Origin of the sequence: Aquirhabdus sp., assembly GCF_046462495.1 — a bacterium.
GTDB lineage: Bacteria > Pseudomonadota > Gammaproteobacteria > Pseudomonadales > Moraxellaceae > Aquirhabdus.
This window is the reverse complement of sequence record NZ_JBKGVE010000004.1, coordinates 138807-152968: the sequence shown is the minus strand read 5'-3', so window position 1 is coordinate 152968 and position 14162 is coordinate 138807. Positions and strand designations below refer to the sequence as shown.

Sequence of the window (14162 nt, the reverse complement as noted above, 5' to 3'; positions counted from 1 at the left end):
TACCTGCGCAGCAGAATACACTTAAAAAACCAATAAAATTTCTATACAAATAAAGGCGATAGAGCGCTAGACACTGATCTAACGATCGATAGTCATCAACTGACCAATGCAATATAGGCAAATAGTATGCCGAATGGTCCAATTTCCACATCTAAAGAATGTTGCAAATTTGCAATGTCTAGGCTGTATAATTTCTGAGCGCTGTGGAAAAAATCATCATCTAGCCATTTGTTGTAGGCCGCAGCTCTGCTATATTGTTTGTTTTTGCCGTTATTGTTAAGCCGAAACCATGAATTCCGCCATCCAGTCCGCTATTGCTGTTGCTATTTCTTCCCTTCAAACCCAAGGTCTTTTGCCATCTGACTGGCAGGACAAGAGCGGTCTATCTCGCACCAAAGATCGTAGCCACGGAGATTTTGCATCCAATATCGCCATGCTTGGCGCAAAGCCAGCAGGCATGAAGCCGCGTGATCTGGCGGAAAAAATAGTCGCAGCCCTGCCCAGCAATGAGGTGATCGCCAAAGTTGAGATCGCAGGTCCCGGTTTTATCAACTTCTTTTTAAATGATGATCAGCGCTTTGCGATTCTGGATCAGATCAAAAATGAGAGTGATGTGTTTGGTGAGAACAAAAACAATGCCGGCAAAAAAGTCCAAGTTGAATTTGTTTCCGCCAATCCGACCAGCTCACTGCATGTGGGTCATGGCCGCGGCGCAGCTTATGGCATGACTGTCGCTCGTTTGCTTGAAGCCACAGGCTTTGATGTGCAACGCGAATATTACGTCAATGATGCGGGTCGTCAGATGGATATTCTGGCCACCAGCACCTATTTACGTTATCTAGAGCTATGCGGACAACAGCTCACTTTCCCGAAAAATGCCTATAAAGGCGAATACGTTTTTGATATCGCCCAGCATATTCTTGATCGGGATGGTAAAGTTTTTGAACGTCCTGTCAGCGATGTTTTTCAAGATGTTCCAGAAGATGTGGTCTACGGTCCCGATGATGCCGAAGGCAATCCAACCGTGTTGTCTGGGGACAAAGAAAAGCATATCGATGGCTTGATTGCCAATGCACAGCGTTTATTGGGTAGCGCAGGCTATGCCGTTTTCCACAGCCAAGCCTTGAATGAAATTTTAGACGACATCAAAGATGACCTCGGTGAATTTGGTGTTCGCTTTGATCAATGGTTTAGTGAAGAAACCCTAAAAGACAAAATCACTGAAGCACTGGCAAACTTACAAGACAAAGGCTTCCTTTACGAAAAAGATGGCAACATCTGGTTCCGCTCCACTGACTTTGGCGATGAAAAAGACCGCGTCGTACAGCGTAAAAACGGCTTAACCACCTATTTTGCGGCAGATATTGCTTATCACTTGAATAAGTTTCAACGTGGTTTCGATCAGATAGTCGATATCTGGGGCGCAGATCACCACGGCTATATCTCACGGGTGAAAGCGGCAATCAGCGCACTGGGCTTTGATCCTGAAAAACTAACCGTACTGCTCGTTCAATTTGTCAGCCTATGGCGCAGTGGTCAACCGGTACAGATGTCTTCCCGCTCTGGTTCATTCGTAACCTTGCGTGAGCTCCGCTCCGAAGTTGGCAATGATGCTGCACGCTTCTATTACGTCATGCGTAAGAGTGCGCAGCATATCGACTTTGACTTGGACCTCGCGGTTTCACAGAGTAAAGATAATGCCGTGTATTACATCCAATACGCGCATGCGCGCGTGCACCGAATGCTTGAAAAGGTCACGAGCCTCGGTCAAAGCTTTGATGCGGCGGCAGGGCGTGCAGCAGCAGGGCGTCTGGTTGAAACGGTTGAAGCTGAACTACTGGCTAAACTGGCCGCTTATCCCGATGTGCTGAATAATGCCGCACAGCAGTATGAGCCACATCAGCTCGGCAATTACTTAAAAGAGTTGGCATCCCTGTTTCATGGCTGGTATAACGAACATAAAGTGATTAGCGATGATCATGAACTGATGCAAGCGCGCCTACTGCTTAGTGTGTCTGTGCGTCAGGTGATTCATAACGGTTTACTACTGCTCGGTGTATCCGCACCAGAGTCTATGTAAGAACGATACACCCATTGTGTAAAAACTGCGCAAAAATCCTGCGCGGTTTGTTTAAAACCCATTACATTCAACCATTCAAAAGAAGGAAACTCTCGTGTTTGGCTCAAAACCTCGAGGAGCGACGCAACGTCCAGCTGCAACTGCGGCGACGAGCAAAGGTCCACTGGTCCCCGCTTGGTTATGGACTATTTTTGGGATTCTATTTGGATTGTCTTGTTTAGCGCTGCTTTATTTGTGGCAACCTTGGCAACCTGCTAATCGAGGCCCAGCCCCTGTGACAGCGGCTTCTGCACCTGCGGCAACCACAGATTCAGGCAAGCCTGCTGATTTCCAGTTTTACGATCTGTTGCCCAAGCAACAAGTGACACCGATTCCGACGCAAACCGTGCCGGACGTGGTTCCTGATGATCCGACTCCCGTCGTTGTGGGCAGTGGCAATGATGCTGCACCGACAAGCACGAGTGCAAAACCAGGACAAGCGCATTACATTCTGCAAGTGAATAGCTTCCAGACTGCGGATGAAGCAGATAAACAGCGGGCCGCAGTACTCCTTGCTGGCCTACCTGCCGATGTACGTCATACGACAGGCAATGATGGTTCTGAATGGTATCGCGTGGTCTCAGGCCCGTTTGATAGCAAGAATGAAGCCCTCAAAGCCCAGCGCCAACTGCAAGACAGCGGTATTGATGCTCTGGTAGTTGAACAATCCGAATAAGGTGGATGAGGCAAAAAAAGACGAGCCATGGCTCGTCTTTTTTATATACAAATGACTTAGCGCTTTTTCACCAAGCCATCATCAATCAACTGCTGAAAATGTTCACACACTGCGGTTCGAACATCCCGATATTCAATATGCAGATCCCGACGACTGCGGCTGTTATCAAAGCCAATCTTATAATTCATATTGCGTGCAACGAAATCCCGGGTAAATCCATACAGCGGTGCAATGGCCCAGAACCCGAGCTTTGGCGCAGGTAAAGACGGGAAAGGATATTTAGACCCAAATTGCTTGCGCAAAGCCGCGCCCATTTGGAGCAAACTCAAAGTCTCCCCGCACAGAATATAGCGTCCATTCGCTTCAGGCGTAAATCCCGCACGAATATGCGCATCCGCCACATCACGCACATCGACCAAACCATTCCACATCTTCGGTGCGCCTAAACGCATCGTGCCATCGCCGAATTGCTGCAACGTACTGATGCTGGTCGAGATGCTATTGGTCGTCAACGCAGGACCGACCACCAGCGCCGGGTTCACACAGACCAAATCCCACCGATTTGGCTCGCTTTGCTCAGCCTGTAGCCTCCACGCCTCACGTTCAGCAATGGTTTTAGAGTAGAGATAGGGCTGATGATCCACACTACTGGTGGTATTCCAATGACTTTCATTAAAAATGCCATTCGGAACGTTCAAGGCATCTTGTGCATCGCCATAGGTTGCGGCAACGCTTGAGGTCAGCACGACACGCTTGACGCTCGGGGTATATTCAACAGTACGCAATACATTGCGCGTGCCTTCCAGCGCAGGTCTAACCAATGCCTCATAGGCATCGACAAATCCCGTGATGATAAAGGGGGATGCGGTATGGATGACCAGTTCACAGCCCGCCATGGGATCGACAAATTCACATTGATTCAAGAGATCGGCTTTAAAGAGTTTCAGCGTCCCTGGGCTATTGGCGGCAATCTTTTGCAGATGCCCGACACTGCTGACCTTATTCGGATCACGTACCGTAGCATGAACGGTATACCCAGCCTCCAGTAAGCCTTTAACAATCCAGCCGGCTACATAGCCGCTGGCGCCGGTCACCAATATCGGCGCTTTAGGATCAATCACTGTCATTTTGCTCTTCCTTTAGTTCTTATTTGCATGGCTAAACATTTACCCCCATTGACCACGATCTCGCCTCAATTATCGAAGTGCTATCCTGTAAAAACATTGACCGCCAATTGGTTCAAGTACGTCTGGATATCCACTGGCCATGTCTGCACAATCTGTTCAAATTGCACTCGATTGCCAGCATATAATGCCCGTAATGCCTCTTCAAACCCCGCCTCGTTGCCCGCGATCGCTGTCATCACCCGATACGTTGCTTCTTGCGCACGTTTGATCCGATCTTTTCCTTCATTCTCACGTCGTGCTTCTTCAACCAACTTACGCAGCGCTACCGAAGCACCACCCGATTGTTGATTCAACCACTCCCAATGTCTGGGCAGCAGTGTGATCTCACGCGCCACCACGCCAAGCTTAGGACGTCCAGCCTTGCGGGGCTGTTCTTCCTCAGGCTCTTGAATTGTTGCATGAAGTTCGAGAGGCTTTTGAATCTCAAACCAGTTCACATCGGTCTGTATGCCCGTATCATCCGCAAACGCAAGAATCTGCGCCTGCGGATCAGTAGTAATCACCTGTTGTACTTGGCTTGCAATCTGCGTAAGTGCACCAGTTGCAATTCGGCGCTGGTGGTTAAAAACGGTATAACTGGATTGTTCAACTAACATCTTTTATTTCCCATCAAGGCAATGATGGAACTATATTACCCGGACACAATATAATTTACAATATTACCCGGGTAATATTTTATGATTCTATAAATACGCACTCACCAATTCTAAAGACTGCTGATAAAGCTGATCAGCCAGCGCCGCATCCTTAGCGCGGCTCGATTGCCAATTCGGCATATGCGCGCTGACATACTCTCCATTACGCCCTGCCCACTCGGCACCCACAGCCATCTGCGCAATCAGTTCTGCAGGACGGCGAGTTGGAATCAGAAAGTGACGCATCACGGCATATTGATACTTCGGTAGATCGCGGTAGATTTCAGAATCGACCCCGCCTGGATGCAAGGCATTACTAGTGACGCCCGTTCCCGCAAGCTCACGCGCCAAGGCATGACTGAACAACAAATTCGCCAGTTTCGATTGACCATATGCCGCAACAGCACGATAAGAACCTGAAGTCATGCGGAAACTTTCCGGCTTGATATTCCCGAGCCAATGCATGATCGAAGAGAGGTGCACAATCCGCCCCGCTTTGGCACGCTTCAGTGCAGGCAGCAAGAGTTGAGTAAGTAAAAATGGTCCGACATAGTTCACCCCAAATTGCTGCTCATAGCCATCTTCCGTAAAACGCAGTGCATCACCAAAAATCCCAGCATTATTAATCAGCACATCCAGCGCACCATAGCGCTTATTGACCAATTCAGCCGCAGCTTTCACTGAATCCAGACTATTGAGATCAAGGGGAATGACATCAACAGTTCCCTTGCCCCCTAATTTCTGCAATTCAGCTTGTGCCTCAGTCGCTTTGTCGGGATTACGACAGGCCAGAATCACATCCGCCCCGCCCTGCACCAGCACTTGGGCTGTAGCAAAACCAATACCAGTATTTGCACCGGTGATGAGAACGCGCGTATTTGACATATCGTGTTGCTCCAACGAGGATCGAAAAATGAATTGCGCTAGTTATACATGCTGACAAGAAAGATTGTCAAATTAAATTATAAATATCGATGACTCAAAATGTCTAATAAAAGGTTTTAGATTAAATCTTTAAATATATTGATATTATTTGAGGGTATTTTTCTTTTTCTAATGAGCATCAAGGATGACAATACTCTTCCCTTTTCCTCAAATCCCACGCCTGACCAAGCTACCTATCACATACAAGTTGACGAGCAATGCCTATCACCTAGACATTGCCCATCTTTACACTTTAGTTGACGGGTGCAGCAACGGTATCCTGCGCTTTCCATAAGCGATATTTCAGCTCATAGCCATTGGGCACAAAGACCACAATCGGCAAACGACTGTTATAGCGCACGAGCTTTGTCGCACCCGTCACGAATTTTTCAGTCTCAGGCTGATGAGGACAAGCCATCATGGTCGATACCATCTGACCTTGCGTTGTAAACTCATAATAGGTATAGCCCCAACCACTCAAGTCTTTCTCGGCGATGTTCCCATTTAAACCGTGTCGATTACAGTCGACTTTCGCCGTTTTTCCAGCGATCAACTCAACCTGATAGTTGTCATCGTTACCTGTTGCGGGGACGTGAATGACATAACGTTGAAAGCCTTCTTGGGCTTTGGGAAAGGGAGCTAAGTTTTTTAAGCTCTCAGGGTTAATGGATGACGTATTAATCGTCGTTGCATCCTGCGGCTGAGCAGATGTGGCATGAACGGCACAAGCAGTCGATAGAATGGACAACAGGACTACGGCTAAAGATTTCATCAAAGTATCCTAATGTTATAAATGACTATAGCTAAAATTTATTTTTAATAATAAAAAAATCGCATGACAATATGTCATGCGATTCTAAAGTAATAAACAAGCTCGATAACAAATACTTAAACTTCTTTATACAACTGGCTACCTTGTTCATGATAGACGTCCGACATTTCTTTCATGCCCACCTCTACAGCCTCTTGCTCACTGAGTCCTTGCTTCGCTGCATAGTCACGTACATTCTGAGTGATTTTCATTGAACAGAACTTTGGACCACACATTGAGCAGAAGTGAGCCGATTTATGTGCATCTTTCGGCAAGGTTTCATCGTGATACTCACGAGCGGTATCTGGATCAAGTGCCAGATTGAACTGATCATCCCAGCGGAATTCAAAGCGCGCTTTAGATAAGGCATTATCACGCACTTGTGCGCCGGGATGACCTTTGGCCAAGTCCGCTGCATGTGCTGCGATCTTGTAGGTGATGATGCCATCTTTCACGTCTTTTTTGTTTGGTAGACCCAAATGTTCTTTTGGGGTCACATAACACAGCATCGCCGTGCCGTACCAGCCAATCATCGCCGCACCAATCGCACTGGTGATGTGATCATAACCCGGTGCTATATCTGTGGTCAGCGGTCCCAAGGTATAGAATGGTGCCTCACCACACACTTCCAGTTGCAGATCCATATTTTCCTTAATCATATGCATCGGCACATGGCCCGGCCCTTCGATCATGACTTGGACATCATGTTTCCACGCAATCTGGGTCAGCTCACCCAAAGTGCGTAATTCGCCGAATTGCGCTTCATCATTAGCATCCTGAATACAGCCAGGACGCAAGCCATCGCCGAGACTGAAGGACACATCATAAGCCTTCATGATTTCGCAGATGTCTTCGAAATGGGTATAGAGGAAGTTCTCTTGATGATGTGCCAAACACCACTGCGCCATGATCGATCCACCACGCGACACGATCCCGGTTAAACGTTGTGCGGTCAGAGGAACATAACGCAATAACACACCCGCATGAATGGTGAAATAATCCACCCCTTGCTCAGCTTGCTCAATCAGGGTGTCACGGAAAATTTCCCAGGTCAGGTCTTCGGCAACACCATCGACCTTTTCAAGCGCCTGATAGATCGGTACTGTACCAATTGGCACCGGTGAATTACGGATGATCCATTCACGGGTTTCATGAATGTGTTTGCCGGTCGACAAATCCATGATCGTATCTGCACCCCAACGGGTCGACCACGTCATTTTGGCCACTTCCTCATCAATCGATGAGCCCAGTGCACTGTTACCAATGTTGGCGTTAATTTTGACCAAGAAATTACGCCCAATGATCATCGGCTCAAGTTCAGGATGATTAATATTGGCGGGAATAATCGCACGGCCTGCCGCAACTTCATTGCGTACAAACTCAGGCGTAATCTCACGTGGCAGGTTTGCACCGAAGTTATGCCCCGCGTGCTGACGCGTATCGGTGCCTTCATATTGGCGCTGATTCTCACGAATCGCGATGAATTCCATCTCTGGTGTGATGATACCTTGCTTGGCGTAGTGCATCTGACTGACATTTTTGCCAAGCACCGCCCGGCGCGGATTTTGAATATGGGCAAAACGCAGCTCCGCCGTAGCGATATCACGTGCACGCTGACGACCAAACTCAGAAGATAAACCTTCCAATTTTTCAGTATCTTGACGTGCTTCAATCCATTGACTGCGTAGATCAGGTAAACCTTTGGTCAAATCAATCGCAACATTCGGATCACTGTACACGCCCGAGGTATCATAGACCAGCACGGGTGGATTTTTTTCACCGCCTAGACCTGTTGGCGTATCTGTCAAACTGATTTCACGCATTGGCACTTGGATGTCTGGCGTTGAACCTTGGATGTAAACCTTGCGCGAAGCAGGTAAAATACGCGTTAAATCCTGAGCTTCGATATCGTGAGCAGAAGGGATAGACTTCGATGGAGGGTTCGTTAGGCTATTCATGACAGCAATCCAGATCACACAAAATAATTAGAGTGAACTATAGCCTTTAAGCGGCTCAAGGGCTATGGTTGCATGACATTAAGATACCTTTTAACACGATGATTAACGTTTGATGATTGTAAAAACAGCAATAGCGCAGAAGATCCAACGTGAACAGACTGCACAGCATTTTTCCCAGCAATTACTGATCTGGTTTGATCAGCACGGTCGCCATGACTTACCGTGGCAGGTCGTAGATGATCCCTATAAAGTCTGGGTTTCCGAAATTATGCTGCAGCAGACTCAAGTCAAAACTGTACTGACATACTTTGAGCGCTTTATGCAGCGCTTTCCCACCGTGGTGGACCTAGGTCAAGCCGACTGGAATGACGTCGCGCCTTACTGGGCGGGGCTGGGCTACTATGCCCGCGCCAGAAACTTGCACAAAGCGGCTGGCATCGTTGCTGCGCAAGGAGCGTTTCCCCAGACACTTGAAGAATGGATAGAGTTACCGGGAATTGGTCCATCAACCGCAGGGGCGTTGATGTCTTTAGGCCTGCGCCAATACGGCGTGATTATGGATGGCAACGTCAAACGCGTACTCAGCCGCTATCTGGTGCTAGAGGGCGACAGTACAAGCTCGGCATTCATCAAAAATATCTGGCAAATCGCTGCAGATTTCACTCCGCAAGATCGCACCCATGACTATAATCAAGCGATCATGGATTTAGGGGCAACCATCTGCACGCCCAAAAAACCACTCTGCCTGTACTGCCCGATGCAAAGTGATTGCACGGCTTTTCAGCAAAACCGAGTACTCACCCTACCGGAGAAACCGGCACGTAAAACCATGCCTACTCGCCACGCCAATGTACTGCTACTCGAAGACCATCACCAACTGCTCTGGCAACAGCGACCGCCTGAAGGACTTTGGGGCGGTCTATGGTGCCTACCCATCATTGATGACGTGGACAGCAGTCTGGCGGATCAACTGGTGAGTCTGAACTTAAAAAACAGCGAAAAAGGCAAACAAATCCGCCATACCTTCACGCACTTTCATTGGGAATTACAGGCGATTCATGTCGTTGTACATAAGGCTCAAAAAGAACACCTTGAACACATTTTCACACCAACGCGCTGGATGAGCCGCACTGAAGCATTTGCAGCCGGAGTGCCGGAAGCCATGCGTAAACTATTAAGTTAACTCGTTCACACTTTATTATTTTCTTAAAATAGATATGGCGCATCAAAAATTTGCGCCATATATCCCCAACAACACGCCATTAATGGCATAAGCAGATGATCTTTGATATCTGCTATGGCATACTCCACGCAACTAATTTACGACGAAAATAACTGTCGTTTTTCATTATCCTACTCGAAATTTATGACTGAGCACGAATTATGAAGCTGACTTGTTTTAAAGCCTACGATATTCGAGGCAAACTGGGCACAGAACTGAACGAATCCATTGCCTATAATATCGGTCGCGCTTATGGACAATTATTACAGCCAAAAAAAATTGTGGTCGGTGCGGATATCCGCCCAACCAGTCACACGCTGAAAATGGCAATTGCGCAAGGTCTCATGGACAGTGGCGTTGATGTCATTGATATTGGTATGACCGGAACCGAAGAAGTCTACTTCGCCTCATTCCATCTGGATGTCGATGGCGGCATCGAAGTCACCGCCAGCCATAATCCCATGGATTATAACGGCATGAAACTGGTCAAGAAAAATGCACAGCCAATCAGTGGTGATACTGGCTTGCTCGACATTAAGGCACTGGCTGAAACTGAAGAGTTCACACCGATTACTCACAAAGGGACACTCACTGAAGTGTCTATTTTAGAAGACTACGTCACTCATCTGCTCACCTACCTCGATATTCCCAACATTAGACCGCTTAAAATTGTGGTCAACGCAGGCAACGGTGCGGCAGGTCATGTAATTGATGCCTTAGAAAGCCGTTTTACCAGCCTCAATATCCCCATCTCATTCGTTAAAATTCACCATGAAGCCGATGGCAGCTTCCCCAATGGCATTCCCAACCCTATCCTGCTAGAAAATCGCGCGGCAACGATTGAAGCCGTGAAAACTCATCATGCAGACTTTGGCGTCGCTTGGGATGGTGACTTTGATCGTTGTTTCTTGTTTGATGAGCATGGCGAATTTATCGAAGGCTATTATATTGTAGGTTTATTAGCTCAAGCTTTCCTACTCAAAAATCCAGGCGAAAAAATCATCCACGATCCACGTCTGACCTGGAATACCATCGATATCGCCAAGCAATCTGGTGGCGAAGCCATCCAGTGCAAAACAGGTCATGCCTTTATTAAAGAGCGGATGCGCAAAGAAAATGCCATCTACGGCGGTGAGATGAGTGCGCATCACTATTTCCGTGATTTCGCTTATTGTGACAGCGGCATGATCCCATGGCTTTTGGCCGTTAACTTGGTCAGCAATACAGGTAAAGGTCTGTCCACGCTGGTGAAAGAGCGTATGGCGGCTTATCCATGCAGCGGTGAAATCAACTTCCGTGTTGATAACAGCGCGGCGATCATTGAAAAAATCCTACAGCACTACAGCACCGGCAATCCTGAATTGGAAAAAACTGATGGTGTAAGCTTGTCTTTTGCAGACTGGCGCTTTAACCTGCGCACCTCAAATACCGAGCCGTTACTGCGACTCAACGTTGAAGCCCGCGGTGCTGATGCGCAGGCCATCATGACCGCACGCACTGCAGAGCTACAAGCACTCATTGGTGCAGAACCGCAAAATAGCTATTAATAACGTTTTTTATATGATGACTTTTAGTCCTTTAGAGACCCGTAATGCTTGATTCAACAACTGCGGCACCAAGCGTCGCCATTTTAATGTGCACCTACAATGGCGAGCAGTACCTTGATGAGCAGCTGTTGTCTTTTGAGACACAAAGCTATCCGAATTGGAAACTCTATGTTTCCGATGATGGCTCTAAAGATGGGACTATTGCATTATTAAAAGATTATCAATCAAAGTGGCAAGCCAAATGGGGCGAGAATCGACTGGTCATCATCAACGGTCCTCGCCTTGGCTTTTCATTTAACTTTTTATCTCTTACGTGTAATCCCGACATCGTGGCAGACTACTATGCATGGTCTGATCAGGATGACATTTGGCTTGTTGACAAAATAACGCGTGCTATCAGTCAATTACAATCTAAAGATCAGCAACGCACTCAGCTGTATTGCACGCGCACGCAGCTCATCGATAATCAAAAAACAGATATTGGCTTATCTCCACTGTTTGAAAAATTACCCAGCTTTCATAATGCCTTGGTACAAAGTATTGCTGGTGGGAACACCATGGTCTTTAACCAGACCCTTAAAAATGATCTGATGATTGCAGGTCCTGAGGTTAAAGTCGTGACACATGACTGGTGGCTTTACATAGTCGCCACAGGATGTGGCGGTGAGGTGATTTATGATCCGCAACCATCACTACTGTACCGCCAACACGACAACAATCTGATCGGCTCAAACAATAGCCTATCTGCCCGTTTAAAACGAATCAGAATGCTGTTTGAAGGACACTTTCAAGAATGGAATGACCAGAACACAGCAGCGCTGCAACGTCTGAAAGATCATCTGACGACAGAAAGTGCGACTGTATTAAGTCAGTTTCAGCATGCCCGACATGCTTGGTTTCTCCTGAGGCTCTACCTCTTGAGTCGAGTTGGTTTATACCGACAAACCACCCTAGGAAATCTAGGTTTAATCGTAGCTGCGATATTTAAACGCATTTAATCAAATCAGTGAATACAAATAGATCGGTAATGGAAATTTTATAATGGCAATTTTGGTAACAGGCGCAGCAGGCTTTATTGGCAGTAACTTTGTTTTGGATTGGATCGCCCATCACGATGAGCTCGTAATCAGCTTAGACAAACTCACCTATGCAGGCAATCTTGCAAATTTAGCCTCTGTGGCGTCCAACCCGCAGCATCTTTTTGTGCAAGCAGACATCGCAGATATGGACATCATTAGCGAATTACTCTCCAAGCACGACGTCAGAGCCGTCCTCAATTTTGCGGCAGAAAGCCATGTTGATCGCTCCATTACTGGTCCTGAAGAATTTATCCAAACCAATATTGTCGGTACCTTCAAACTGCTTGAAACCGTGCGCGCATACTGGTCTGCACTTGATGCAAAGCCTAAAGCGGAATTCCGCTTCTTACATGTCTCCACAGATGAAGTCTACGGATCCCTAAGCAAAACTGATCCGGCATTCAGCGAAACTAATCGCTATGAACCCAATAGCCCGTACTCGGCCAGTAAGGCGGCATCGGATCACTTGGTCCGCGCATATCACCATACCTACGGTCTTCCGGTGCTGACGACCAATTGTTCAAACAACTATGGTCCATATCACTTCCCTGAAAAACTGATCCCGTTATGCATCTTGAACGCGCTCAGCGGTAAAAACCTGCCGATCTATGGCGATGGGCAACAAATTCGTGACTGGCTATACGTCACCGACCATTGCAGCGCAATTCGCCGAGTTTTGGAGGCAGGCGTATTGGGTGAAACGTACAATGTGGGCGGCTGGAATGAAAAAGCCAACCTAGATGTCGTCAACACCCTGTGCGAAATCCTTGATGAATTACAACCTCGTACAGATGGTCAACCGTACAAGACCCAAATCGTGTTTGTTAAAGACCGTGCGGGACATGATCGTCGTTATGCCATTGATGCCACGAAGCTTGAGCGAGAACTCGGCTGGAAACCGGCTGAGACCTTTGAAACGGGCATTCGTAAAACGGTTGAATGGTACCTCGCCAATCAAGCGTGGGTTAGCAATGTGACCAGTGGCGCATATCGTGACTGGGTTAGTCAGCAATACCAAGCATGAGCGCCCCTATCTTGAAAATCCTTTTACTGGGTAAAAATGGTCAGGTCGGCTGGGAACTTCAACGCGCCTTAAGCCCACTTGGTGAACTTCGTGCTTATGATCGTTCAGTTGCGAATTTGGATGATCCAGAATCGTTGCGTGAGCTCATTCGCGACTATGCACCGCACGTCATCGTCAATGCCGCCGCCTATACCGCGGTTGATAAGGCGGAAAGTGATGTGGAGAGTGCAAAGCGGATTAATACCCAATCAGTTGCTGTCCTTGCTGAAGAAAGTAAGCGTTTGGACAGTCTGCTCATTCACTACTCGACAGACTATGTCTTCGATGGTCGTAAAGAAGGCCCTTATACTGAAACCGATACGACCGCACCCTTAAGTGTTTATGGTCAAACAAAGCGCGGTGGTGAAATTGCCATCGCAACCTCGGATTGCAAGCACCTCATTTTTAGAACCAGTTGGGTCTTTGCCAGCCGCGGTGGTAACTTTGCCAAGACCATGCTTAGGCTCGCGGTGGAACGAGACAGTCTGAATGTAGTGGCCGATCAATTTGGTGCTCCCACCAGTGCTGAACTCATTGCGGATGTCACAGCACTGGCGATTTATCGTCTACACCATGATGCGGTACTGGCGGCGCAAGCCTCCGGCATCTACCATTTGGTCGCCTCGGGTGAGACCAACTGGCATGGCTATGCACAATTCGTTATAGCAGAAGCCATTAAACTGGGACGTCCACTGAAAGCTACACCAACAGAGGTACACCCGATCCCCGCATCGGCCTATCCCGTACCTGCTGCACGTCCACACAACTCACGGCTACAAACTCAAAAACTACAAAACTTATTGGGTATCAAACTACCCGACTGGCAATATCATGTACAACGTTTGGTCCATGAATTGGTTCAATCATAATTTGTGATTGAGATGGATTATTTTATGATGTGTAACAATTGATAACTCAGTATTGAGATCTTAACAAATTAG

At 47.5% G+C, this 14162-nt stretch carries 12 protein-coding genes; 7 read left to right on the top strand and 5 right to left on the bottom strand.

Annotated features, from left to right (window positions below):
* Positions 1-289 precede the first annotated feature (289 nt).
* Together argS and ACLHG7_RS04210 are read left to right on the top strand one after the other, a co-directional pair.
* Positions 290-2080, top strand: a complete 1791-nt coding sequence (argS, locus tag ACLHG7_RS04215) for an arginine--tRNA ligase (protein WP_410209805.1) — start codon at positions 290-292, stop codon at positions 2078-2080.
* A 94-nt stretch (positions 2081-2174) separates the two neighbouring features.
* On the top strand, positions 2175-2795 hold the full coding sequence (locus ACLHG7_RS04210) for an SPOR domain-containing protein (RefSeq protein ID WP_410209804.1): 621 nt from the start codon (positions 2175-2177) through the stop codon (positions 2793-2795).
* A 56-nt stretch (positions 2796-2851) separates the two neighbouring features.
* Here ACLHG7_RS04210 and ACLHG7_RS04205 read toward each other — a convergent pair whose 3' ends face one another.
* The 5 genes from ACLHG7_RS04205 to thiC all read right to left on the bottom strand — a co-directional run bounded on the left by ACLHG7_RS04205 (position 2852) and on the right by thiC (position 8310).
* Positions 2852-3913, bottom strand: a complete 1062-nt coding sequence (locus ACLHG7_RS04205) for an NAD-dependent epimerase/dehydratase family protein (RefSeq protein WP_410210384.1) — start codon at positions 3911-3913, stop codon at positions 2852-2854.
* Between the two features lie 89 nt (positions 3914-4002).
* Positions 4003-4578 carry a DUF2239 family protein gene (locus ACLHG7_RS04200; protein WP_410209803.1) on the bottom strand — a complete coding sequence of 192 codons (576 nt, stop codon included), beginning with the start codon at positions 4576-4578 and terminating at the stop codon, positions 4003-4005.
* Positions 4579-4665: 87 nt separating this feature from the next.
* Positions 4666-5502 (bottom strand): SDR family NAD(P)-dependent oxidoreductase, encoded by an 837-nt coding sequence (locus ACLHG7_RS04195; RefSeq protein ID WP_410209802.1) that lies wholly within the window; start codon positions 5500-5502, stop codon positions 4666-4668.
* A 292-nt stretch (positions 5503-5794) separates the two neighbouring features.
* On the bottom strand, positions 5795-6313 hold the full coding sequence (eco, locus tag ACLHG7_RS04190; protein ID WP_410209801.1) for a serine protease inhibitor ecotin: 519 nt from the start codon (positions 6311-6313) through the stop codon (positions 5795-5797).
* A 116-nt stretch (positions 6314-6429) separates the two neighbouring features.
* Positions 6430-8310, bottom strand: coding sequence for a phosphomethylpyrimidine synthase ThiC (gene thiC / locus ACLHG7_RS04185; RefSeq protein ID WP_410209800.1), 1881 nt, complete (start codon positions 8308-8310; stop codon positions 6430-6432).
* Between the two features lie 112 nt (positions 8311-8422).
* Here thiC and mutY point away from each other — a divergent pair, with 112 nt between their 5' ends.
* The 5 genes from mutY (at position 8423) to rfbD (ending at position 14090) form a co-directional block, all read left to right on the top strand.
* Positions 8423-9493 (top strand): A/G-specific adenine glycosylase, encoded by a 1071-nt coding sequence (mutY, locus tag ACLHG7_RS04180; RefSeq protein ID WP_410210383.1) that lies wholly within the window; start codon positions 8423-8425, stop codon positions 9491-9493.
* Between the two features lie 197 nt (positions 9494-9690).
* Positions 9691-11079: a phosphomannomutase CpsG gene (locus ACLHG7_RS04175; protein ID WP_410210382.1), complete on the top strand. Its 1389-nt coding sequence runs from the start codon at positions 9691-9693 to the stop codon at positions 11077-11079.
* Between the two features lie 44 nt (positions 11080-11123).
* A complete protein-coding gene (locus tag ACLHG7_RS04170) occupies positions 11124-12077 on the top strand; it encodes a glycosyltransferase family 2 protein (protein WP_410209799.1) in 954 nt (317 codons plus the stop codon).
* A 43-nt stretch (positions 12078-12120) separates the two neighbouring features.
* Positions 12121-13182, top strand: a complete 1062-nt coding sequence (gene rfbB / locus ACLHG7_RS04165) for a dTDP-glucose 4,6-dehydratase (RefSeq protein WP_410209798.1) — start codon at positions 12121-12123, stop codon at positions 13180-13182.
* 11 nt (positions 13183-13193) lie between these two features.
* Complete coding sequence (gene rfbD, locus ACLHG7_RS04160; protein WP_410210381.1) at positions 13194-14090, top strand: dTDP-4-dehydrorhamnose reductase; 897 nt, start codon at positions 13194-13196, stop codon at positions 14088-14090.
* The last annotated feature ends 72 nt before the right edge of the window (positions 14091-14162 follow it).

Coding starts and splice junctions, on each gene's coding strand:
- argS (WP_410209805.1), top strand. CDS start 290: ATGAATTCCGCCATCCAGTCCGCTATTGCTGTTGCTATTTCTTCCCTT.
- ACLHG7_RS04200 (WP_410209803.1), bottom strand. CDS start 4,578: ATGTTAGTTGAACAATCCAGTTATACCGTTTTTAACCACCAGCGCCGA.
- ACLHG7_RS04195 (WP_410209802.1), bottom strand. CDS start 5,502: ATGTCAAATACGCGCGTTCTCATCACCGGTGCAAATACTGGTATTGGT.
- eco (WP_410209801.1), bottom strand. CDS start 6,313: ATGAAATCTTTAGCCGTAGTCCTGTTGTCCATTCTATCGACTGCTTGT.
- thiC (WP_410209800.1), bottom strand. CDS start 8,310: ATGAATAGCCTAACGAACCCTCCATCGAAGTCTATCCCTTCTGCTCAC.
- mutY (WP_410210383.1), top strand. CDS start 8,423: ATGATTGTAAAAACAGCAATAGCGCAGAAGATCCAACGTGAACAGACT.
- ACLHG7_RS04170 (WP_410209799.1), top strand. CDS start 11,124: ATGCTTGATTCAACAACTGCGGCACCAAGCGTCGCCATTTTAATGTGC.
- rfbB (WP_410209798.1), top strand. CDS start 12,121: ATGGCAATTTTGGTAACAGGCGCAGCAGGCTTTATTGGCAGTAACTTT.